Below are 22,392 nucleotides of genomic sequence, written 5' to 3' on the forward strand. Positions count from 1 at the left end.
CGACATTTTAACCAAATATAGACATGCTTTCAGCTGTGCAACAATATGCTTGCTTTCAGTTGTTGCGGTTTGTGAATAAATGGTTGGAAATTAGGGCTTGCAGTAGCTGTTAACCTTGTATTACTCGCAGTAATGCCCAGATACTCGGTAACACTATAATTGCTATTGCCCATAAGCTAAAAGCAATAGAGTTAAGTTTGAGTGCACTGCGGATACTGTTTTCATTAGGATGATTACCGTAGCAAAGTTTAGGCATATTAACTTTTACGTCATTAAACTTAACCGGTCCCCCCAGTTCAATAGTTAAAGCGCAAGCAACAACTTCATTGGTTTGGTACTCATTCATTGGCGTAGCAGTCGTTTTGGGGTTGACCAGTGCCACTATACTTTTAGGACCGCCTTGTATAGCGATACTCAGAGTCCATAACTTGGCCGGAATAAAATGCAGCAGAGTGCTTAGAGCATAAATGGGGAGGCCAAAGTATTTAAATTGTGGATTGTATATCGGCCAGCTAAATTCTAATTGTTTCACCATCCGGGCGATAATCAATAGCGGTACGCCACCGATAGCATAAAACAAAATAGCTGACACAGTGCCATAAATTGAAGTGGTCGAAAGACGCTCGATGGTTGCTTTGCATAAGCCAACACTCGATAAAGAGTGAGTACTTCTATTAAGCCAAGGTTCTAATAAGCTTCGGGCACGAATAGTATTGTCGCGTTTAATTGAGATCGCGACTTCATTAGCAATATAGCGAAAATGGTCATCTTGCAAACATAGGTAAATGAAGACCGCTTCAAAGAACCAAGGAAACTCTGCAAGCTCTATAAGAAAGCTCAAAATCGCCCAAAAAGGGACAATCAGTAATATACTGGCTAACACACCTGCAATGATTTGCTGAGACGGTGCGCGGTTGGTGTGATTAACTTTAAAACTTAGGTTTTTAGCCACTTGAGATAGCCATTCAAGTGGCTGTAGGCTGCGCGGTAATGGGGCTATTCTTGCCAATAAAATTGACACTAATAACACTAAGGCTCCAGTGTAAAGATGACTATCTTGAGAAAAGATCTTCGTAAACTCTGGAACCATATTGTTGCGCTACCCTTGTATTACTTTAGGTGATGCTTAAAGCTGCTTAAGTAAAGCAATAACCATTAATGCTGAGTGGTGACCCGCTTTAACAATGTACTCGTCAAAATCAACAGGAGAATCATTGTTAGCATTGTCAGACAGAGAACGAATAACTACGAATGGTACGTTAAACTGATGACAAACTTGAGCGATTGCGGCGCCTTCCATTTCGCAGGCAGCCATAGTTGGGAAGTTTTCAAGCATAGTCTTAGTACGCACTGGATCGCAAATAAAGCTATCGCCAGTGCAAATTAGACCTTCAATTGTTTTTACTTCACCAAGGCTAGCAACCGCTTTTTGCGCAGCACTCACAAGCTTTGCATCAGGTATAAATGCAGCTGGTTGTTGTGCCATTTGGCCAATCTCGTAACCAAATGCCGTCACGTCTACATCGTGATGGCGAACTTCAGATGAAATAACGATATCGCCAATAGCTAAGTCATCAACAAAACCGCCAGCAGAGCCAGTATTAATAATGGCATCTGGTGCGTATTTTTCGATAAGTAGCGTCGTCGCAATGCTCGCTGTCACTTTACCAATACCTGAGCGTGTCACAATAACGTCTTTGCCAGCTAATTGACCGGCAACAAATTCGATACCCGCGATGGTTGCAGAGCTTGGGTTTTCCATTGACTCAATTAAGTGTGCAACTTCTGGCTCCATAGCGCCAATAATACCGATTTTCATGAAATGACCTTTTTAACTACCTAAATGAATATGGGCGCTAATATACCACGGCATTTGGTGTTAGTGAAAAAGCCTTGTGGATAAGATGAGAGATAAGCCGAGCATAGATACTTGTTATCTAGTAAAACCTGTAACACACTTGCTGGCGGTGGAGATTCAGTTGTTTTACTTAGAACTGTTTAACTTAGGCAGAAGAATAATATGCAAGAACAGATAAAGCAGAATATTGGTGCTATCGCGTTGGTTGTGGAAGATTATGATGAGGCGATTGCGTTTTATACTCAAAAATTGCGTTTCGAATTGGTTGAAGATACCGATTTAGGCGATGGTAAGCGCTGGGTGCTAATTACACCCCCTAACTCAAATGGAACAAATTTGTTGTTGGCGCAAGCAAGTACCTATGAGCAAAAACTCTCAGTAGGGAATCAGACCGGCGGTAGAGTTTTTATGTTTTTGCATACCAATGACTTTTGGCGAGATTATGAAATTATGCAGTCTCAAGGTGTAATTTTCAAAGAAGAACCAAGAGTCGAAGAATATGGCACTGTAGTTGTTTTTGAAGATCTTTACGGTACGAAGTGGGATCTGCTGCAGCTAAATTAAGCCTATTATTTGCAGTTCAGAGGCGAAGACTTATTAACTTAATGGAATGCTAATGCAAATAAAAGCTGGGCAATTAGACAACGTACAAGTGCTTGAACTTTTGAAATCGCACCATGAGGATATGGCGTCCCATTCGCCGCCAGAAAGTGTGCATGCATTGGATGTATCAGGGCTAGAAGGTGAGGCCGTAACATTTTGGAGTCTGTGGACTTCGCAGCAACAAAGCGAGCGATTAGCAGGCTGCGGCGCACTGAAACAGCTAGACCTTAAGCATGGTGAAATTAAGTCTATGCGCACATCCGCTGACTTTTTACGTCAAGGTGTGGCACAGCAGCTATTAACCCATATTATTGTTGAAGCGAAGGCGCGTGGTTATCAAAGATTGAGCCTTGAAACAGGCACTATGGCGGCTTTTTTACCTGCAAAGAAACTTTATCAGCAGTTTGGTTTTAAAGAGTGTCTACCTTTTGCTGATTATCAGCTCGATCCCTATAGCTGTTTTATGACCCTCTATTTGGCTAGCGATTGATACTGGATTAAATCCAGGATCAATTTACGGTATGCTGGATTCAACCTGTTTTTGCTTCACCTAAATCTGCACTTCTGCAACTAAACCTAAACCTCTGCATCAGAGCCTACTCTATCTGCTTACTTAAGGTCTAAATCGGTTCATCTGTATTGTCTTTACATAAGTAAATTTTGTCTTTGCTATTTGAGCCCATTTTCTGCCTATGATACTTTAAATGAGAATTATTCGTATTTAATACTTTTTGAATGTACTACTTCATTACGTATTTTAATAACGCATTAAAGCCTACGAGCATTTAGCGGCTAATACGCTGGAACAATGCTTGGAGATTAACCTTGTATAACTACAGTGGTGGTGAAATGAAAGATTGGCAACAACTCATGAGCTCTGGCAATCAACACTTTAGAGATGCATCTTGGATAGATGCGCAATGTTGCTATCAGCAAGCGGTTTCTATGATTGAAAGTCAGTGGTCACATAAGGTGGATGATAGAGAGTTACTGTTTGCCTGGGTCGCGGGTATGCATAATTTAGCGCATTTATATGAGTGCCAAAATCAAAGCGACATAGCGCTGCATTATTTAAAGAATGCTCACCAAGAAGTGCAAAGCTTATCGACCAATGAAACGGTTTGCGAAGAGGTACGCAGTTCGGCTTTTCAAAGCTTAAGTATCACTATCCCGCCATTATTGGATTTTGCTAAGCGGCATCCTATGTGTGAAGACTGCGTGTCAGCGCTAGAGCAAACGGCAGATGTTATTGGTATGCGCAGCAGTGCCATACATTAACGCTATTTTTGCTAAATCAATGTAGTAACTCAATTGCAGCGGTAGAAGTTTAAACAAGCTTGATAGGTATCAGTGTTAAAACCGTTATCGCTAAATATTCGCCATCATTATTAGTGATTATATAAAGGACTATTCATGAACAAATTATACCTAAGCAGCGCGATTGGCGCTGCACTCACGATTTTTTCAACGTCGGTACTAGCCCATCCTGGGCATGACCATAGCGCTGAGTCAGCTAATCTAATCCACCTTTTATGGGCGGCGCCAATATTGGTCGCGGCAGTATTAAGCTACAAATTAGTCAAGCATACGTTAGCGAAGAAATCATCAGCGAAAGATCATGCATAGCAAACCGTTAATTAAAGATTGTGAGTAGGAGTGAGTATGTTAGCTAAATTACTGAATAAAATAGACAGTAAACGACCTTTTGTTGAGGTGTCAGCACATTGCGATATCCCATGTAAGATCTACGATCCGATAACGGCTCAGCTTGCGGTACTGACCATGATAAGAATGATTGATTTGCTTGCAGAGTTACCAGAGCCTGCGGTAATGACAGCTAATCAATTAGCGCAGTTCAATCGTTTGGTGAGTGAAAAAGAGCTCCATGGCCGTAAAGTTAAAGATGAAGTGCAGGTTATTTGGGGTGACTACATTAAGCAGCCGCAGCTGGATGCGTACCCTGAATTACATCAACTTAGTCATAGCATTATGTTGGCCGCTTCTAAGGCTAAACAACATATCGATCGGGCTGCCACCTTAGATTTGCTTACTAAAGTTAATCGCTTCGCTGAGATTTTTTGGTTGTCTAAGGGCATTGAAGTATATTGTGCTCCATGCCCTTATCCGCCTGCCGAAGTGGTGACATATCCAAAGTTGGCGCAGTAAGACTGCAACATGTTTGGTTTGAGTTTTAATAAGGTCGCAGGGAACAGCATGTTCCCCCGACTAAAAAGCGGCAATTTTGTCTTATTATCAGAGCACTTTGATAGAAGAGGCTTAAAAGCGGGTGATATTATTAAGCTATTGCATCCACGCTATGGCTACATAGTCAAAACGTTAGTGGGAGTTGATCATGCTGGTCGATTTTGGTTTAAAGGCGAAAACAAGCAGAGCGTAGGCATTGACGATATTGGCCCAATAGAAGCTTCGCAAATTAAGAGCAAGGTGATTTTTGTGTTGGGCTAATGCTGCGCTAGTTTTGTTCATCTGCTTGAATTTGTCCGACTAAAAGTACCGGTGCAGCATCTAGCTCATTGGCGTCCATCATGGCTGCAATACGTTCAACTGACGATAACAGCTGGCTTTGTTCCCACTGCTCAAGATTTTGATAACGGGTAATAAAGTGTTCTTGCAGTGGCTTAGGCGAATCGCTTAACAGTGCTAGACCTGTGTCACTGAGTGATAAATGGACTTTGCGTTTATCGGTTTCGCTACGAGTTCTAATCACTAAGTTACGACTTTCTAGTCTATCGATAATGGTGGTGACTGTTGCTGGGCTCAAGGCAACTTCCTTAGCGATATCCTTAGCGAGCGGAGAGTCTAGCTGAGCAATATTTTGCATTACCATTAACTGGGGGCCTGTTAAGCCTGATTGCTTGTTGAGTTGTCGAGAATGAATATCAATCGCTCGGATCACTCGGCGCAGTGAAATTAATAATTGTTCGTACTTTTCCATGTCTGCTCCGTGATTAACAGCTTATTGCCCTTAAAAGAAGGTGCTTTTAGTGACAGCGGTTAAACGTGATAAAAAATAGTGCGGCATAACGTTTGAGCGTTATACCGCACTATTTATATCAGGTGCAAGTCTCTATGACTGATAGCGTCGTTTAGAAATTAAAGGTTCTTGCAACTGAAAATACCGCACGAGTATCAGCTGTGTCGATATCCATGCTGGTGTCTTCAACCGCTAAATTAAAGTCAAAACCTTTCCAGCTAGTCATATATTCGGCGCGGTAATGGTTATAGGCTTTGTCGCCATCCCAAGACGCCTTGTCTATATCGGTGGATGTTGAACGGTCAAAGCTAATGCGGATGTCATGGCCTTCGGCAATCGTAAATGTATGCGCTGCCATCATAATGTAATGGCCTGCACCGCCGCCGAAGTAGTCCCATGTGTACCAAAAATTCAGCTCTGTTTGACCAACTGAAGAGCCATAACCAAATTTAGTGTAAACCTCTGGGTATTGGTATTCGTCAGAGAATGAATCGCCATGGTAGGTGTAATAGGCGATCCCCGCGTCAAGTGACACACTTTCACTAAGCTGATAGAACATACCGCCATAAAAATCGAGTTCTAACCAAGTGTCATCTGCTGAGCCGTAATCCACGTTCGATGCCCAGGTTCCTACATACCAGCCTGCGTCAGCAGCGTAATCTAGGCTCGCTTGAAGTGCTGGGCCGTTGTCTGTTTGGCTAACACCATTAAAGGTGTAATCTGAGGTTGCTTTTACTGTTGAGCTTACGCCAGCCATAGAGGTCATTGGTAATGAGATAAGGCCTAGTAATGCAAGGTTTTTAATTGTTGTTTTCATCATTTCTCTTTTCTTATTAGTTAGCTAATTCAATTTTACTAAAATCAATTTTGTTCTCTGTTGGTGAGCGCTCTATCGCGGCAACTTTGCTATATTTAGTCGCGAAGATGTAGCCAAAACAGCCTAAAATTAGGCCGATAGCAAGGGCGCCAACCCATTGGATCTCGAGGAAGTTTAATTGGAACAATAAAGTGAGGCTGCTCATCAATACGATGTTACCAACGATATACTTAACCTTACCAAAGCGTTCTACAGTGAGGTTTAGGTTGTCGGTATAAAGACGAATTAACGAGTCGAGCGAGTTAACTACGAAGGTAATACCAACCATGACCATGGCTAAGTTATAAAAGCCTGTGGTGGCGATTTCGTTAGCACTGTAGTAATACAGAACCGTAAACCACACCGCGATTGGCAAAGATGGGAATACCATCATGGCAATCAAGACTTGATAAGTCTTCATTCCACCAACAAAGCGTGCAGTAAACTGACCAATCATGATGCTCCAAGCAAACCACCAGAATAGGTAGAATTCATGGTAATCGTTGATAGGTAGTACAAAGTGATGGATATTGCCAAAGTAGTCGCCGAGTAGTGCAAAGGTGTTAACGAATTCTCCCATACCAGATTCTTCTGACATAAATGCACCGGCCCACATGAGTACGATAAGTCCCAAGAATAACCAAGTGCTGGCTAAGCTTAATAAGCGTACGTAACGTATACTGGTGCTTGAATACACCGCCGCTGCAATAATTACGAATACGATAAGATAGAAACTACTTACAATCGTTTCGCCATCGCCCATCTCTGGCAAGTACCAAGGTAGATTGGTTAATAACAAATAAGCAGTAAAGGCACAGGTGCCGATAATGACTAAGTTATTAATGAACTTGATAAGCGGAATTTCAAAGAATTTAACTCTTGGTTCTATTACGCAAAAATAGAAACAGGTTAAAAAGTAAAATGCCCAAATTAAAAATGCCCAGAACCCAAACTCAATTGCTAATGGGTTAGTGAACCCATACTCAGGACTGGCTCCTAAATCCGCATAGCCTGCAAACTCTGTAAGCGGGAACATGATTAAGCCTACGTCTAAGCCTGAGGTAAATAAAATCGCAATAAAAGTAAAAGTGCGTACAGGTGTAACGCCAATACATTCGACATTACCCCAGCGGTAAATAACAAAGGCAATAGCAGCAAACGTAAATAAAATCCCTATTGTTAGCCAAGTGGTCATGAGTGAGCTCCTAGCTGTTTATTAGTGTTTTTCTTTTCTAAATAAAACATGAAATGGGTCCTTTTCGGTCCTTTTTTTATTGTTGTTTTGCCTGCTTGTTGCCAAATTTTGGCCGCAAAAATCCCTCAAGCCTTAATTGCCGCTTTAACGAGAGTTAAGGTTTGATAAATTAAACATGGCGATTAAAACCATTTAGCCTTAAGGCCTAGGCTGGTAGGGCCTATACCCTGATCGTTTTTGGGTATATGTCCAAACAGTTTGAAAAAGCGACAGTTAGATTGCCGTACATCTTCATCTCGTTTGTGGAGGGCTCGGCTTACCTTAGAGAAGGTAAGCCGGACAACTATCTAACTGCAGGTCTTTGTCGCTGCTGTTTTTGCCAGTTATCACTGACAATGGCTACAGCTTGACTCGGTGCTAATGGCGTATTGCCCATAATTAAATCGGCGGCACGCTCTGCGACCATAATTGTTGGCGAATTTAGATTCCCGTTAGGAATGGTGGGGAAAATCGAAGAGTCCACCACTCTGAGGTTTTGTATACCATGCACTCGAGTTTGCGAGTCTACTACTGACAGGGCATCTTCGCCCATTTTGCAAGTGCAAGAGGGGTGATAGGCACTTTCTACCGCACTTCTTACAAAGCTATCTATTTGTTCATCTGTTTGGATATCGGTGCCAGGCTGGATCTCTTCACCGCGATACTCATCTAATCCAGGTTGATTAATAATTTCGCGAGTTAAGCGTACACAAGCGCGGAAACCTTCGATATCTTCTTGATGAGATAAATAATTGAATTGAATGCTTGGTGCTTGTTTTGGATCATTGGAAACGGCTTTAACACTGCCACGGCTCTTTGGTTTATTGTGACCAATATGCACTTGAAAACCGTGACCAGAGAAAGCTTCTTTACCGTCGTAGCGAATAGCGGCTGGTAAAAAATGATACTGTAAATCAGGCCATTCAAGCCCTGCTTTTGAGCGGATAAAACCACAAGACTCGAAGTGATTAGTCGCACCAAGACCTGATTTATTTAGGATCCAACGACTTCCAATAAAGAGTTTATTTAACGGGTCTAACTTGCCATTAAGCGTAATGGGCTTGAGGCACTTAAATTGGAAGTAAAACTCTAGATGATCTTGTAGGTTCTCACCCACGCCTGGTAAGTCATGGGTTTGCTGTATACCTGCTTTTGCCAAAGTGTCTGCAGCGCCAATCCCTGAAAGCTGCAAAATGTGTGGTGAGCCAATTGACCCTGCTGAAAGGATGACTTCTTTGTTTGCGTTTAAATCAACCATTTTGCCTTTGCGCTCAAAGCGAACACCTACCACTTTCTTGCTCTCGCCTTGTTTCGTTGAAAATAGTACTTTGTGGACTTGAGCATGGGTAATAACAGTTAAGTTTGTACGTTTTATTACTGGTCTGAGGTAAGCATTAGCGGTTGACCAGCGCACGCCATTTTTAATCGTCATGTGCATTGGTCCAAAACCTTCTTGCTGTGCACCATTGTAGTCATCAGTGGCTAGGTAACCGGCATCAATACCTGCAGCAACAAAGGCTTTGTAGAGCGGGTTCTTCATATTATTGCCGTTGTTAACCCCCAATGGGCCATCGGCGCCGCGATAGTCATCTCCACCAAAAGCCCAAGTCTCGGCTTTCTTGAAATATGGCAAGCAATGAGCATAATCCCAATCTTTAGCACCTTGTTGTTGCCATTCATCAAAGTCGCGAGCATGGCCTCGTACGTAAACCATACCGTTAATTGATGATGAACCACCAAGCACTTTGCCTCGAGGGCAGTGCATTCGGCGATTATCTAAAAAAGGTTCAGCTTCTGTTTCAAATTGCCATGCATATTTAGCTGTATTCATTGGAATCGATAACGCAGTTGGCATTTGGATAAAAATGCTCTTATCGCTACCACCAGTTTCTAACAGTAGTACGCGGTTATTGGCATCAGCTGACAAGCGATTAGCTAGAACGCAGCCTGCACTACCTGCACCGACAATGATGTAGTCGTATTGTGGATTTGTTACAGTCATATCAGCTCCTTAAAATGGACTTTCAAGAGGCTGCATACCAACGTATACGGCTTTGATTTGAGTGTAAGCTTTTAGGGTCTCACTACCGTTTTCACGGCCAATCCCTGACATTTTGTAACCACCAACAGGCATTTCTGCTGGTGAGGCGCCATAGGCGTTGATCCAGCAAATACCGGCTTGCATCTGATGAATAACTCGGTGAGCGCGGGTAATGTCTTGAGTAAATACACCAGCAGCAAGCCCTAAACGCGTGTCGTTAGCGCGGTGAATAACTTCTTCTTCATCGCTAAATGGCAGTACACACATTACCGGACCAAAGATCTCTTCTTTACTTATGGTCATTTCATCGGTGCACTGACCAAAAATGGTAGGTGCAACAAAAAAGCCATTAGGACTATTTTCTGGAATTAAAGCATGGCCGCCAGCTAATAACTCAGCGCCTTGTTGTTTACCTATGTCGATGTAGTTGAGTACTTTTTGTTGGTGGTCTTGGGATATTAGCGCGCCAAAATTTGTTTCAGGATCCATAGGATCGCCACAGACGATATTGTTTTGAGTACGGCTTACCAACTTTTCGATAAATTGTGGATAGATATCTTTCTGCACAAATACGCGTGTGCCATTAGTGCAGATCTCACCTTGGGTATAGAAGTTACCTAACATAGCGGCAGATACAGCATTGTCGATATCGGCATCATTAAAAATGATAAGTGGCGACTTTCCGCCTAGCTCCATAGTGACTTCTTTAAGTGAGCTTGAAGCTGCTGCCATCACTTTCTTGCCGGTGCCGACTTCGCCCGTGAAGGATACTTTGGCGATCTCGTCATTGTTGGTTAACCAAGCGCCGACTTGGCCATCACCTTGAATGACATTAAACACGCCATTAGGTAGGCCTGCTTCGGTAAAAATCTCAGCAAGTTTTAGTGCTCCAAGCGGGGTTTCTTCTGATGGCTTAAACAACATCACATTACCACAAGCTAATGCCGGTGCTGATTTCCAACAGGCGATTTGTAATGGGTAGTTCCAAGCACCTATGCCTGCACAAATACCTAATGGCTCACGGCGAGTATAGTAAAAATCATCACCAATAGTTTGCTGGTTGCCTTCAATACTGGGAGCAAGACCTGCAAAAAATTCAATTGAGTCAGCTCCAGTTACGACATCAACTACTGACGCTTCCTGCCAGGGTTTTCCTGTATCTTGTACTTCAATAGTAGCCAGCTCGTCGTTGCGTTCACGCAACAGCGCAACGGCCTTAAGCAGGATACGGCTTCTTTCCATTGCGGTCATCTTTGACCAAGTAGCAAAGCCCTCTTTAGCGCTGTCGATAGCTGCTTTTTGGATTTTTTCATCGGCAACCTCAACTAAATAGCTGACTTCTCCATTTGCTGGATTGATGACTTCAAAGGTTTCGCCGCTGCTATTTTGCAAAGCTTGGCCATGGATATAATTTTTGTAGACAACTAGTGACATCGGTTTTCTCCGTACTGCATGATCACTGCCTCGATAAAGGCCTTACATAAAATTTGTGCCTGTTCGAACTCTTTCTCCGGTACACCGCTTAGAGCGCTTCGTAGCCAGAAACCATCAATCATTGCAGCAGCTTGTTTAGCTGCTGTTATTGCTGCGGCTTTAGGTAGTATCTTTTTGAATGAAAACAGAAGGTTGCTATAAAGGCGTTGGCTATTTATGTGCTGTAGTCTGGCAAGTCCGGGTTCGTGCATTGCTTGCGACCAGAAACTTAACCAAGTTTTTGTGGCCGGTCTTGAACGTTGAACCTCAGTAAAGTTAGCTTCTACGATGGCATGTAATCGTTCTAACGGGATCATGCTTTTGTTTTGAGTGCGACTAAGTAATGCTTGTTTTAACTGGTCGAGTAAATATTTTTGGGTTGCTTCAATCAACCCCTGTTTGCCACCGAAATAATGACTAATTAAACCGGAAGATAACCCTGCTAAACCACTAATGGTATTGATGGTGGTGTTGTGTAAACCGTGACGTTCAACAGAGATAAGAGTGGCGTCGATGAGCTGTTGTTGTCGGACCGTTTTCATTGGTGGGCGTGGCATTAAAAGCAACCTCCAGAGTCTTATAATTCTTGTTGTCTTGCTTGTTAAGTGGAACGTTAAATTTGTTGTTATTTTTATAAAATTAATAGTTAATTGAACGCTCAATTAATAACAACTCTAATGGTTAGTGATGTAACTATCAAGCTTTGTTGAATAGTGTGACGCGCCTCACGGAAAAATCTTGTGAAATTAAATTGAATAAGAGGTGGCGGTAAGCTGTTGTTTATTATAAGCAAAAGCGAGTGGTTTAAAATTGTGCAGCTCAGCCATATTAGGCTTAAATAAATTTAGAATTAAAATTAGTTTTAACCGTAACCTTTAATTTACTGCAAGCAAACAGAGATAAAAGCGCTAGAGGGAAGAAGCGAGAAATAGCTGTTGTAGCAGGCGAGTTATTACGATCTGCAAGCCTAATTATAGGATTCGCTTAGGAAGTAATATAAGTACTAATATTTGGAGCTATATTAAGTGCTATTGATAGCGGCATTTTCAATAGAGTAAAAAAATGCGCCCCTTTCGGAGCGCAAGTCACAAGTAACTGATATAAGGAACCACTCAGTTATTAGTTATTACATTAGTCTTCTAAGTAATTTAATATTCCCATCGCAGCATCACGGCCTTCAGCTATTGCAGTAACCACTAGGTCAGAACCACGCACCATGTCTCCGCCTGCGAACACTTTAGGGTTGCTGGTTTGGAATGGGTTATCGGCAACTTTTGGCGCTTTAACTAAGCCCCAGTCATTCAGTTCAATATTGTAATCAGCTAACCAATTAGCGGGACTAGGTTGAAAACCAAAGGCGATGATAACTGCATCGGCCTCCAATACCTGCTCACTACCTGCGATAGGTTCTGGACGGCGACGACCACTCTCATCTGCTTCACCTAATTGGGTTTCGATACACTCAATCCCGACCACTTTATTATCGACGGTTTTAATCTCACTGGGTTGGCGGTTAAATAGAAACTCGACACCTTCTTCGCGAGCATTTTGTACTTCACGTCGAGAGCCCGGCATATTCTGTTCATCACGTCGGTATGCACAAGTGACCTGAGTTGCGCCTTGACGAACAGCGGTACGTACACAGTCCATTGCCGTGTCACCTCCACCTAGGACAACAACGCGTTTGCCTGCAAGACTTAGATAAGGATTCTCAAGACACTCAGTACCCATTACATTGTGTGTATTGCCAATAAGGTAAGGCAGTGCTTGGTGCACACCGTCGGCGTCTTCACCCTGCAAATTAGCCTTCATGGCGGTATAGGTGCCCATACCAAGGAAGACGGCATCGTATTGTACTATTAGGTCTTTAAAGTCGATATCTTTGCCGACAGTGACACCTAGCTTAAATTCGATGCCCATACCTTCAAGTACGTTACGGCGAATTTGCATCACTTCTTTATCAAGCTTAAATGACGGGATCCCGTAGGTGAGGAGGCCACCTATCTGCACATTTTTATCAAACACCACGGCATTAACGCCATTACGGGCCAATATGTCGGCGCAGCCAAGACCGGCAGGGCCAGCCCCGACTATCGCAACTCGCTCTTTACGTTGCGTCACTTTTGACATATCAGGGCGCCAGCCCTGAGAAATAGCCGTATCGGTGATGTACTTCTCGACATTACCAATAGTCACAGCTCCAAACTCTTCATTCAGGGTGCAGGCACCTTCACAAAGTCGATCTTGTGGACAAACGCGGCCACAGATCTCTGGCAGAGTATTGGTCTCATGAACCAGATCTGCTGCTTCCATAATCCGCCCTTGCTTGGCTAATTGAAGCCAATTTGGGATGTAATTATGCAGTGGACATTTCCACTCGCAATAAGGGTTACCGCAATCAAGACAGCGATCAGCTTGTTCTTTTACCTGTGGTTGGGCAAAAGGTTGATAAATCTCAATAAACTGTGTTGCACGTTGTTTAGCTGCATGTTTAGTCGGATCTTTGCGCCCCACTTCAATAAACTGGAAATCATTGCTCATTTTGTCTTACCCCGCTCTGACTGCAAGTGCAGGTTCTGATTGTTCTAATTTTAATAAATCGCTTAGCTCTACATTCTTAGGCTTAACTAGAATGAAGCAATCTAACCAGTTCTCGAAATCACTTAAGATCATTTTGCCATGGTCACTGTTAGTTTCTTTGACATGTTGTTCAATCAAATCACGTAAGTGTTGCTGCTGAATAGGCGACTGCACCTTGTGAGTATCAACCATCTCGGTATTCACTCTTGGGGTAAAGTGACCATATTGGTCAAATACGTAGGCAAAGCCGCCAGTCATGCCAGCGCCAAAGTTAACTCCGGTTTTACCTAGTACCACAACAATGCCGCCAGTCATATATTCACAGCCGTTATCGCCTAAGCCTTCAACAACGGCTATTGCGCCTGAGTTACGGACTGCAAAGCGCTCTCCAGCCTGACCTGACGCAAATAACTTGCCGCCTGACGCACCATACAAACAGGTGTTACCTAAAATAGTAGAGCGTTCTGCTTTAAACGGGCTCCCCAGTTGTGGATAAACACAGATCTTGCCGCCTGACATGCCTTTACCTACATAGTCATTGGCATCACCACAGAGCATCAGTTCAAGGCCTGGCGCGTTCCATACGCCAAAGCTCTGGCCTGCACTGCCATTAAACTTTAAGGTGATTGGTGCCTTAGCACCATCTCGCCCTACATGGGTAGCAATATATCCAGATAGACTCGCGCCAACAGAACGGTCAGTGTTATTAATGCTAAACATTTCACAGATAGGTACGCCAGCTAATACAGCTTCTTTGCAATCTTCAACTAAGCGTTGGTTCAATTGGCCAGGATCTGACGGTGGATTGATTTCACGCCAAGTGATTGCCGAGGTTTCTGGTACAGTAGGACGGTATAGAATAGGTGCTAAGTCTAGCGCTTGTTGTTTAGCGGTTTCACCTTCGATAGCTGCTAACCAATCACTGCGACCCACGAGCTGTTCAAATTCGGTGACACCCAAAGTGGCCATATATTCACGGATCTCGCGTGCAACAAACTCAAAATAAGTCATTACACGTTCTGGTAAACCGTGATAGTGCTCGTTACGTAGCTTTTGGTTTTGGGTGGCAACACCTGTTGCACAGTTATTAAGGTGGCAAATACGTAAGTATTTACAACCAAGAGCGATCATAGGCACGGTACCAAAGCCAAAGCTCTCTGCACCGAGCAGGGCTGCTTTAATAACATCCTTACCAGTTTTTAATCCGCCGTCGACTTGTAAACGAATTTTATGGCGTAGGCCATTTTCAACCAGTGATTGATGCACTTCTGCAAGGCCTAGCTCCCACGGACTACCAGCATACTTAACTGAAGTAATTGGACTTGCGCCGGTACCACCGTCGTAACCAGATATGGTGATCATATCAGCGTAGGCTTTAGCTACACCGGTAGCGATAGTACCAACCCCCGGCTCTGAAACGAGCTTGACTGATACCAGTGCCTTAGGATTAATCTGCTTTAAATCAAAAATAAGCTGAGCTAAATCTTCAATTGAATAGATATCATGGTGTGGCGGTGGTGAAATCAGAGTGACCCCAGGACGTGCGTTACGCAATGCAGCAATTTCGACACTGACTTTATCACCGGGTAGCTGACCACCTTCACCAGGTTTTGCACCTTGAGCGACTTTAATCTGCAATACTTCAGCGTTAACTAAGTAATGGGCAGTAACACCAAAGCGACCCGATGCAATTTGTTTAATTGCTGAGTTGCCTTCAGTGTCAAAGCGACGCGGATCTTCTCCACCTTCACCAGAGTTTGAACGGCCACCTAAACGATTCATTGCGACCGCTAGTGCTTCATGTGCCTCAGGGCTTAATGCGCCGATGCTCATCGCTGCACTGTCAAAGCGCGGATATAAGGCTTTAGCTGCTTCAACTTTGTCGATTGTTACTGCAGGAAGCTCGCCCTTTACCTCAATTAAATCGCGCAAAGTTGCGACAGGTCGGTCATCAACAAGTTCAGTAAAACGCTTGTAACTTGGGTAATCTTGGTCGCGCAAACTTGACTGTAGTGTATTAACTACATCTGGGTTAAAGCAGTGATATTCTCCGCCCTCTACATATTTAAGAAGGCCACCTTGTGATAACGGCTGATGTGCTCTAAAGGCATGCTTGTGCAGCAATTGTTGATCTTGTTCAATTAGCTCAAAGGTTGCACCTTGAATACGACTTATAACGCCATTAAAGCACAGCTCTACCACTTCATCTGCAAGGCCAACAGCTTCAAATTGCTGACTACAACGATAAGAGGCAACCGTACTAATACCCATTTTTGACATGATCTTTCGCAGGCCTTTATCGATACCCTGACGGAAGTTGAGCATTAGATCTCGGGTATTGGTAACACCATTACGCTGAGCGAGATCTGAGATGCATTCATAGACAAGGTAAGGGTAAATCGCCGTTGCGCCAAAACCAAGCAATACAGCAAAGTGATGCGGATCGCGCGCAGATGCAGTTTCGACAATGATGTTGGTATCACAGCGTAAGCTGTTATTTACCAGCACTTGCTGCACTGCACCTACTGCCATAGCAGCAGGGATCACTTGCTTGGATTTTGCTGTTGCACGATCTGATAGGACTAAAAGTGTTGTACCAGAGCGAGCTAAACGTTCAGCTTCATCACAAATGCGTTTAACCGCAGACTCTAGGCCTTCGCTGAGGTCGTAGTTTAAATCAACGGTATTCGCGCGGTAATAAGTGCTATCAAGCGCCATTAACTGATTAAAGTCACTAAACAGTAGTACTGGTGAATTAAACATTACGCGGTAAGCGTGGCCCGTGGTTTCATTAAATAGGTTTTGCTCTCGACCAGCGCAGGTCGTTAACGACATTACGTGTTTTTCACGTAATGGATCTATTGGTGGGTTGGTCACCTGGGCAAACTTTTGGCGGAAATAGTCGTAAATAGTACGCGATTTTTTCGACAGTACAGCCATAGGTGTGTCATCGCCCATAGAGCCCGTTGCTTCTTCGCCTTTTTGCGCGAGAACCCAAATGACTTGCTCTAGTTCTTCACGCGAGTAACCAAAGTGTTTTTGGTACTGTAGCAGTTGGGTACTATCAAACTCACGCTTACCTTGCTCGTTGGCGCCAAACTCTTCAGCTGGCTTGAGTATCTTGCTGTTTTTTGCCATCCATTGCTTGTAAGGGTGGCGACGTTTCAAGTCGTTATCGATCTCAAATGACGAATACAATTGACCGTTTAACGTATCGAGTACTAGTAGTTCACCTGGTCCCACGCGGCCTTTTTCGATGACTTCATCTGGAGCGTAATCCCAAATACCTACTTCAGAAGCAAGAGTTAAGATACGGTCTTTGGTAATCACATAACGTGACGGACGCAGACCATTACGGTCAACGGCACAGGCGGCATGTCGGCCATTGGTCATCACGATACCAGCAGGTCCATCCCATGGCTCCATATGCATCGAGTTAAAGTCATAAAAGGCTTTTAACTCGGGATCCATTTCTGGGTTACTTTGCCATGCTGGTGGAATAAGTAACCGCATCGCTCGGTAAAGGTCCATACCGCCAGCCAATAGCATTTCTAGCATATTGTCTAACGATGATGAGTCTGAGCCGGTCTCATTCACAAAGGGAGCTGCTTGCTGTAAATCAGGTAAAAGCGGCGCATGGAACTTGTAGGCACGTGCTCGAGCCCACTGACGGTTACCAGTAATCGTATTAATTTCACCGTTGTGAGCGAGATATCTAAACGGCTGCGCTAGAGGCCATTTAGGTGAAGTATTAGTTGAAAAGCGCTGGTGGAATAAACAAATAGCACTTTGTAGACGGATATCAGCTAAGTCGCTATAAAACGCCGGCAGATCGGCTGGCATCATTAGCCCTTTATATACTATGACTTGGCCTGATAGGCTTGCCACGTAAAAATCTTTATCGTGGGTTAGTTGTTGCTCGACTCTGCGCCTCGCCATATACAAGCGGCGTTCTAAATCTTTTTCACGCCACCCAATAGGAGCATTAATCAAAACTTGTACAATTTGCGGTTGACTGGCTTTACCTATAGGACCCAGTACATCGGTATTGACTGGCACATCGCGCCAGCCTGCAACACTAAGGGTTTCTTTCTGTAGTTCTTGCTCAAGCAGTTGCTTAGTTTGTGCAGCTAAGATGGCATCTTGGCTAAGGAATAGCATGCCTACGGCAAAACGACGACTCAAGTGCCAGTCGTTTTCTTCGGCAATAGCTTTAAAGAATTCAATAGGTAACTGCATTAATAGACCACAGCCGTCACCGGTGCGACCATCTGCTGCGATTCCACCACGATGTTTCATTCGGTCTAGGCCGTGAATCGCGGTACGTACAATACGGTGACTCGCTTCACCGTCCATTTGGGCGATTAACCCAAATCCACAATTGTCCCGCTCAAAACTTGGATGATATAAGCTCATTACTACACTCCCTAACCTCAACTGATACAACTCGGGAGATAAAGCAAAAAATCTCTATAGATATGCACCCGAATCAATCAAATTAACCTCATGCTAGTCAAAGGTCAAACCAAATTGTTGCATAAAAAATAACTAAAAGTCGCTGTTTTATACACTTGCAAACCAAAGTTTACCTTAACGTAAGCTGCTAAATGCTTCGTATAACCTTATGAATAAAAAGAATTTTAAAAATTAGTGAGAATGAAGAAATGATAAATGTAACGAGAATGTTGATTGTATCTGTTTTGCGTAAAGTGATTTTTATTGCATATACAGTGAAATGATAATCACTTTTGGTTGTGAGTATTTATGCATAAGCACATCGTAATGTAGTTACACTAGAATCTTATGGCAGTGAAAAGTCTTGGCCGCACACAGGGTCTTTACGGTTATTTGAGCTAGCGCTAATTAATGATTTTCAGAACTGGTTAAAATAGCGCAAATTTTTTAGTTGGGTAGATAGAGCAGTTGGGACTGGACAGTTACGTTAATACCTTTGGTGGTGTGTGCAAACAAAAGTACGGAGAGCGGATCCGTAAATTGACAATTGATGCAAAATTCACTTGTCCTAATCGCGACGGTACCTTAGGTAAAGGCGGGTGTACTTATTGTAATGTGGCGTCTTTTAGTCACGAACATAAAACCGAGCTTTCTATTCAAGAGCAATTAGCACAAGGCCGCGAGCGGTTATCGTCTAAATCTTCTAAATATATTGCTTATTTTCAAGCTTACACTAGTACTTATGATGAGTATTTAGTGTTGAAGCAAAAGTATGATGAAGCTATTCAAGATAACGACATTGTCGGGCTTTGCGTAGGAACGCGCCCTGATTGTGTTCCAGACGAAGTACTTGAGTTGTTAGTTGGCTACCAAAATGATGGTGTCGATGTTTGGCTTGAGTTAGGCTTGCAGTCAGCCAATGATAAGACCCTCAAGAAAATCAATCGCGGTCATACGTTTGCAGCTTATGAAGATACAGTCACACGTGCTCGCAGTTTAGGTATTAAAGTTTGTACTCATTTGATTTTAGGTCTGCCTGGAGAAAGCCATTCAGATTACCTTGAGACATTAGATAAGGTACTTGCTGTTGGCATCGATGGTTTAAAGATACACCCACTACATATAGTAGAAGGTAGTACTATGGCAAAAGCATGGCGGGCTAATAAAATGAACCTGCTTGAGCTGGAAAGTTATGCTTATAGTGTAGGTGAGCTAATACGCTATACTCCTGAAGATGTTATATTTCATCGTGTTACTGCGTATGCTAAAAAGCCTATGTTGTTAGGTCCTGATTGGTGCGCCTATCGCTGGAATGGATTAGTCGCCATCGTTGATGATCTTAAAGCGAAAGGTGGTCAGGGCGCCTATTTGAAAAATGCTTGTTAATTTGCTAGGTAGCGTGATTAAAAAGCAACTAAAGTGGCTATAAGTAAGTCATTAATGAGTAACTTTGTTTAACGGTAGGTTGCTAAATGGTTAAAAAGTTAGGATTTTTAACCCTATGTGACACTAGTTGTTGCGCCCACGATTTTAGCGGGTATTATGTGGTAAAATCGTCTTTTGTATATACGGCAATATTTGAGAGGTGCCTAGATGGCAACAGCTGAATTAGAATCAATCTTGGATCTTAATACACTGGAGCAGTACTGCAGTGCAATTGGTGCAGGTACGCTACTTAAAAGCGTCGTTTTATTTGAACAATTAATGCCTGAATATGTAGGCAATCTAGTCAGTGCATACGAAGCAAATGATAAAGATACTCTTTGCTCTGAAGCGCATAAGTTCAAAGGTGCCGCAGGTTCAGTTGGTTTAAAGCGTATTCAGCAATATGCTCAACTACTGCAACACGGCGAAGAAGCTGCTTGGAATGCTGGCCATAAAGAATGGTTAGATCAAATTGCAGAGTTTGCAGCTAAAGATTTGCAGCAGTTAAAAGAATACCTAGAGTCTAAAGCTTAATTAGTTTTACTCTGGAAAATAGCGCAGTTTGGATAATTCCACTGCGCTATTTTTTTGCCTGTTTATCAATGAAAATACGATTATCGTGTACATTTTTGATTCACTTCACATTCTAACCTTTGCTAACCGCGGTTATTTTAGCAATCTATGATAGAGTGATTAGATAAATTCTGTCATTGGTAATCTGTTTTATGAAACACCTACCTAGCCTAAAAAATCTGTTCTATCTGGTGAATTTACATCAAGAACAGAACTTCAACAGAGCAGCTAAAATCTGTCATGTAAGTCAGTCGACTCTTTCAAGCGGCATTCAAAACCTTGAAGAACAATTAGGTCACCAACTTATTGAACGAGACCACAAGTCATTTATCTTTACCGCTATTGGAGAAGAAGTGGTAATGCGTTCGCGTAAGTTGCTAACCGATGTCGATGATTTAGTCGAACTGGTTAAGCATCAAGGTGAGCCAATGACTGGTGAGATCCGTTTAGGTTGTATCCCTACTATTGCGCCATTTTTGTTAAGCAATGTAGTGCAGCACTGTAAACACACTTATCCTGATTTAACACTGTTCTTGAAAGAAGATACGACTGACCGTCTAATTGATGCGTTAGGGAAGGGCGAACTTGATCTGTTATTACTTGCGCTGCCAGTGGATACAAGTGGATTTCATAGTATGAAGGTAGGTATTGATCCGTTTAAAATGGTGGTTCATAGAGACCTAACTGATGAGATCCATGAGCCGATTGATTACCAAGACTTGCCAGATGAGAGTATTTTTTTACTTCAAGCTGAGCACTGTATTACCGGCCATGCGATTACTGCCTGCCAGTTAGGTGAAAGTGAAAAGATTAATCCCTTTGCAGCAACGAGTTTGCATACGCTAGTGCAGATGGTTAATTGTAAATTAGGAACCACTTTTTTACCACAAATGGCTATCGATGCAGGTATTTTGAATAATACTGATTTGACGACAATGGCACCGCCTGGCGAGACACCTTATCGAGATATTGGCTTAGTATGGAGACAAACGTCGAGTCGAATTTTGACCTTTAGAACATTAGGTCTTGAGATCCAAAAGTTATTGGAACAATCACTAGAACAGAATTAGTTGCTTATTGATTAATCTTGCATGAGGCACAAAGCCGATAATGCTATCGGCTTTGTTACTTATTCTACAGAAGTGGCTTTAGGCGAAACACCAAACACTTCAATTGAGTGCTGCTTCCCCTTTAGTTTGATAGGGCCTAGGCTGTTTAGATTGTACTGAGAGTCGCTATATTCTAGGCGTGACTGCAAAGAGCCTGAGATCAACATACGTTGACCTAATGGGTTACACTGATCTTGCAGTCTAGCTAAGGTGTTTAGCACATCACTAAAGAAGCTAATCTCTTGCTTTTGTACACCAACAACGGCAGCGACAACTTGTCCACAGTGAGCGGCTGCCTTAAATTTAGGTACAAAGCCATACTGTTCTTCAAAATATTGTCTTTGCCAGCTAAGTTGCTGACTGAACTCATGATAAATATTGAAGCATCGATCTTCTTTAATACCATCTTTCAGCGGCCAATGAATTAACACTGCGTCGCCCATATATCGATAAATCTCAGCTTCATTATTGGTTACTGTATCGGCCAATAAGCTGAAGCTGTCTTGAATTAAACGGCTAAAACGGTAGTCACCTAAAGACTCTGCATGTGTAGTAGATGCGACCATATCAAGATAAAGGAATAAGCGCTGTTCATATCTTGGCTTATGATATTTACCTAAACCGATATTAAATAACACTCTAGGGCCAACAAGAAGCGCCATTTGCTCTATAAAGGCAAGGCCCACTCGGACTACAACTAGGTACACAATAAGTGCTTGGAATGACGGGCTATATAAAATGTGCGCGGTTAGCATTTGGCGCAAGGTCGTCATATGGTTCTCAATTGCCCACATATTTAGGTATTGAGTGATATAAGCTAATGTTGTGGCACCCAGTAGCAGGAATAATCCTTTAAAGACGACTGAAAAAACATAAGGTAAGCGATTAATTGCGCTAAAGTCAGCAATTAGGTTCGACATCCAATGCAGGCTGCCAAAAATAATCCCCATGTAAATTGAAAGCGTCGCTAAATCAGCGGAGCCAATAGCCCACTGTGGAAGTTCCGGAGTTTGCGCGTATCGAAAGAATACGAAAGCCGCCATGGCCGAAGTCCAAGCGAATATAGCAAAGGTCAATTTCTTTGCTTGTATACGTGCTTTCACTATTAAAGGGGTATCCAAATACTACTTGTTTTTAGGAGGCGCTAGTTTATAGAAAATCCCCCTACTTTTACCAGTAGTATTTGTGAT

General features: G+C 42.9%; 20 protein-coding genes. 9 read left to right on the top strand and 11 right to left on the bottom strand.

The genetic code is table 11. The features are described from left to right. Positions 1-109: 109 nt before the first annotated feature. Together AB4298_RS08030 and mtnN are read right to left on the bottom strand one after the other, a co-directional pair. The gene (locus AB4298_RS08030) at positions 110-1,090 is read right to left on the bottom strand and encodes a cobalamin biosynthesis protein CobD/CbiB (protein ID WP_248997603.1); all 981 of its coding nucleotides are present in this window, start codon (positions 1,088-1,090) and stop codon (positions 110-112) included. Positions 1,091-1,126: 36 nt separating this feature from the next. Next, positions 1,127-1,819, bottom strand: coding sequence for a 5'-methylthioadenosine/S-adenosylhomocysteine nucleosidase (gene mtnN / locus AB4298_RS08035; protein ID WP_248997602.1), 693 nt, complete (start codon positions 1,817-1,819; stop codon positions 1,127-1,129). Positions 1,820-2,020: 201 nt separating this feature from the next. On the opposite strand from mtnN, the gene AB4298_RS08040 reads away from it, so the two are divergent. The 6 genes from AB4298_RS08040 (at position 2,021) to AB4298_RS08065 (ending at position 4,927) form a co-directional block, all read left to right on the top strand. Then, positions 2,021-2,422: a VOC family protein gene (locus AB4298_RS08040; RefSeq protein WP_371986295.1), complete on the top strand. Its 402-nt coding sequence runs from the start codon at positions 2,021-2,023 to the stop codon at positions 2,420-2,422. A gap of 52 nt (positions 2,423-2,474) precedes the next feature. Beyond that, complete coding sequence (locus tag AB4298_RS08045) at positions 2,475-2,951, top strand: GNAT family N-acetyltransferase (RefSeq protein WP_248997600.1); 477 nt, start codon at positions 2,475-2,477, stop codon at positions 2,949-2,951. A 335-nt stretch (positions 2,952-3,286) separates the two neighbouring features. Then, the gene (locus AB4298_RS08050; protein ID WP_248997599.1) at positions 3,287-3,739 is read left to right on the top strand and encodes a DUF2753 family protein; all 453 of its coding nucleotides are present in this window, start codon (positions 3,287-3,289) and stop codon (positions 3,737-3,739) included. A gap of 135 nt (positions 3,740-3,874) precedes the next feature. Then, positions 3,875-4,087 (top strand): hypothetical protein, encoded by a 213-nt coding sequence (locus tag AB4298_RS08055; protein ID WP_371986297.1) that lies wholly within the window; start codon positions 3,875-3,877, stop codon positions 4,085-4,087. A gap of 36 nt (positions 4,088-4,123) precedes the next feature. Further along, positions 4,124-4,627 carry a superoxide dismutase, Ni gene (sodN, locus tag AB4298_RS08060; RefSeq protein ID WP_371986298.1) on the top strand — a complete coding sequence of 168 codons (504 nt, stop codon included), beginning with the start codon at positions 4,124-4,126 and terminating at the stop codon, positions 4,625-4,627. A gap of 48 nt (positions 4,628-4,675) precedes the next feature. Further along, positions 4,676-4,927, top strand: coding sequence for a S24/S26 family peptidase (locus AB4298_RS08065; protein ID WP_248997596.1), 252 nt, complete (start codon positions 4,676-4,678; stop codon positions 4,925-4,927). Positions 4,928-4,934: 7 nt separating this feature from the next. Here the strand turns inward: AB4298_RS08065 and AB4298_RS08070 are convergent, their stop codons facing one another. From AB4298_RS08070 to gltB, 8 genes are all read right to left on the bottom strand, one after another. After that, positions 4,935-5,417: a MarR family winged helix-turn-helix transcriptional regulator gene (locus tag AB4298_RS08070; protein WP_371986299.1), complete on the bottom strand. Its 483-nt coding sequence runs from the start codon at positions 5,415-5,417 to the stop codon at positions 4,935-4,937. 151 nt (positions 5,418-5,568) lie between these two features. Further along, positions 5,569-6,273: a TorF family putative porin gene (locus tag AB4298_RS08075; protein WP_248997594.1), complete on the bottom strand. Its 705-nt coding sequence runs from the start codon at positions 6,271-6,273 to the stop codon at positions 5,569-5,571. 16 nt (positions 6,274-6,289) lie between these two features. Next, positions 6,290-7,507: a BCCT family transporter gene (locus AB4298_RS08080; protein WP_371986300.1), complete on the bottom strand. Its 1,218-nt coding sequence runs from the start codon at positions 7,505-7,507 to the stop codon at positions 6,290-6,292. Positions 7,508-7,850: 343 nt separating this feature from the next. After that, a complete protein-coding gene (betA, locus tag AB4298_RS08085; RefSeq protein WP_248997592.1) occupies positions 7,851-9,548 on the bottom strand; it encodes a choline dehydrogenase in 1,698 nt (565 codons plus the stop codon). 9 nt (positions 9,549-9,557) lie between these two features. Beyond that, the gene (betB, locus tag AB4298_RS08090; RefSeq protein WP_371986302.1) at positions 9,558-11,021 is read right to left on the bottom strand and encodes a betaine-aldehyde dehydrogenase; all 1,464 of its coding nucleotides are present in this window, start codon (positions 11,019-11,021) and stop codon (positions 9,558-9,560) included. Continuing rightward, on the bottom strand, positions 11,012-11,617 hold the full coding sequence (gene betI, locus AB4298_RS08095) for a transcriptional regulator BetI (protein ID WP_371986303.1): 606 nt from the start codon (positions 11,615-11,617) through the stop codon (positions 11,012-11,014). Before betI ends, betB begins: the two co-directional genes overlap by 10 nt. Before the next feature lie 574 nt (positions 11,618-12,191). Beyond that, complete coding sequence (locus AB4298_RS08100; RefSeq protein WP_371986304.1) at positions 12,192-13,601, bottom strand: glutamate synthase small subunit GltD family protein; 1,410 nt, start codon at positions 13,599-13,601, stop codon at positions 12,192-12,194. 6 nt (positions 13,602-13,607) lie between these two features. Beyond that, the gene (gene gltB, locus AB4298_RS08105; protein WP_371986305.1) at positions 13,608-18,056 is read right to left on the bottom strand and encodes a glutamate synthase large subunit; all 4,449 of its coding nucleotides are present in this window, start codon (positions 18,054-18,056) and stop codon (positions 13,608-13,610) included. A 507-nt stretch (positions 18,057-18,563) separates the two neighbouring features. On the opposite strand from gltB, the gene mnmL reads away from it, so the two are divergent. The 3 genes from mnmL to oxyR all read left to right on the top strand — a co-directional run bounded on the left by mnmL (position 18,564) and on the right by oxyR (position 21,163). Further along, the gene (gene mnmL, locus AB4298_RS08110) at positions 18,564-19,481 is read left to right on the top strand and encodes a tRNA modification radical SAM protein MnmL/YtqA (RefSeq protein ID WP_248997587.1); all 918 of its coding nucleotides are present in this window, start codon (positions 18,564-18,566) and stop codon (positions 19,479-19,481) included. A 207-nt stretch (positions 19,482-19,688) separates the two neighbouring features. Beyond that, entirely contained in the window at positions 19,689-20,054 is a 366-nt protein-coding gene (locus AB4298_RS08115; protein WP_248997586.1) for an Hpt domain-containing protein, read from the top strand. Positions 20,055-20,245: 191 nt separating this feature from the next. Beyond that, complete coding sequence (oxyR, locus tag AB4298_RS08120; RefSeq protein WP_248997585.1) at positions 20,246-21,163, top strand: hydrogen peroxide-inducible genes transcriptional activator OxyR; 918 nt, start codon at positions 20,246-20,248, stop codon at positions 21,161-21,163. A 59-nt stretch (positions 21,164-21,222) separates the two neighbouring features. On the opposite strand, the gene AB4298_RS08125 is transcribed toward oxyR, so the two are convergent. After that, positions 21,223-22,305, bottom strand: a complete 1,083-nt coding sequence (locus AB4298_RS08125) for an adenylate/guanylate cyclase domain-containing protein (RefSeq protein ID WP_248997584.1) — start codon at positions 22,303-22,305, stop codon at positions 21,223-21,225. Positions 22,306-22,392: the final 87 nt, after the last annotated feature.

The sequence above is a fragment of the Shewanella sp. 10N.261.52.F9 genome, assembly GCF_041471165.1.
Classification (GTDB): domain Bacteria; phylum Pseudomonadota; class Gammaproteobacteria; order Enterobacterales; family Shewanellaceae; genus Shewanella; species Shewanella marinintestina.